This window comes from Rhodopseudomonas rhenobacensis (assembly GCF_014203125.1).
Taxonomy (GTDB): domain Bacteria; phylum Pseudomonadota; class Alphaproteobacteria; order Rhizobiales; family Xanthobacteraceae; genus Rhodopseudomonas_A; species Rhodopseudomonas_A rhenobacensis.
In genome coordinates this window covers 1-1,027 of sequence record NZ_JACHIH010000073.1, presented here as the reverse complement: position 1 = coordinate 1,027, position 1,027 = coordinate 1, and the positions used below count along the sequence as shown (strand labels likewise).

The window sequence follows — 1,027 nt, the reverse complement described above, 5'->3', positions numbered from 1 at the left end:
TGTGAGCTTTCAATAGGTTGTTCATCCGATCCAGACCGAGGAAACTGAGGTTGCGAAGTTCAGGCATCCAAGGAGGACCGGATGAACATCCACAAGAATGCCCGTTTGACGCCGATTGGTCGAGAGCGGTTGGTGCAGGCGGTGCTGAGCGGGCAGACGCCGAAGGCCGCCGCACAAGCCGCAGGCGTCTGCCCGCGGACGGTCCGCAAATGGGTCGCCCGCTTCAAGGCCGAAGGCCGTGCCGGCCTGATCGATCGCTCGTCGCGGCCGCGGCAGTTGTATCAGCCAACGCCGCCGGCGATCGTCGCACAAGTCGAAGCGCTGCGCCGGCAACGCCTGACCGGCAAGCAGATCGCTGCCGATCTCGGCGTCTCTGCGGCGACCGTCAGCCGCATCCTGCGGCGGCTCGGACTGAACCGGATCCGCGATTTGGAGCCGGCCGAGCCGGTGCGTCGCTACGAGCACGCCCATCCTGGCGACATGATCCACATCGATATCAAAAAGCTCGGACGCTTCGATAAAATCGGCCATCGCATCACCGGCGATCGCGCTGGAAACAGGAATCGCGGCGTCGGCTGGGAGTTCGTCCATGTCTGCATCGACGACGCCTCACGTGTCGCCTTCTCGCAGATCATGCCCGATGAGAAGGCCGTCAGCGCCGTGGCGTTTCTGCGCGCCGCGGTGGCCTATTACGAAAGCCTCGGCGTCACCATCAGCCGCGTCATGACCGACAATGGCAGCTGCTACAAATCCTTCGATTTCCGCGACGCCTGCCGGGCGCTCGGCCTCAAGCACATCCGCACCAGGCCCTACACACCCAAAACCAACGGCAAGGCCGAACGCTTCATCCAAAGCGCGCTCAGGGAATGGGCCTATGCAAAAGCCTACCCAACCTCACAACACCGCGCCCTGGAACTCCCGGTCTGGCTGCACAGATACAACTGGCATCGCCCCCACGGCGGCATAAAATCACAAACACCCATCAGCCGACTCGGTCTATTCGGGGACAACCTGTTGAGGCTCCACA

General features: G+C 62.7%; 1 protein-coding gene. It reads left to right on the top strand.

Annotated features, from left to right (window positions below):
• Positions 1–81: 81 nt before the first annotated feature.
• Positions 82–1,027, top strand: a 946-nt coding sequence (locus tag HNR60_RS23940; protein ID WP_184262944.1) for an IS481 family transposase, incomplete at its 3' end; no start/stop codon positions are given.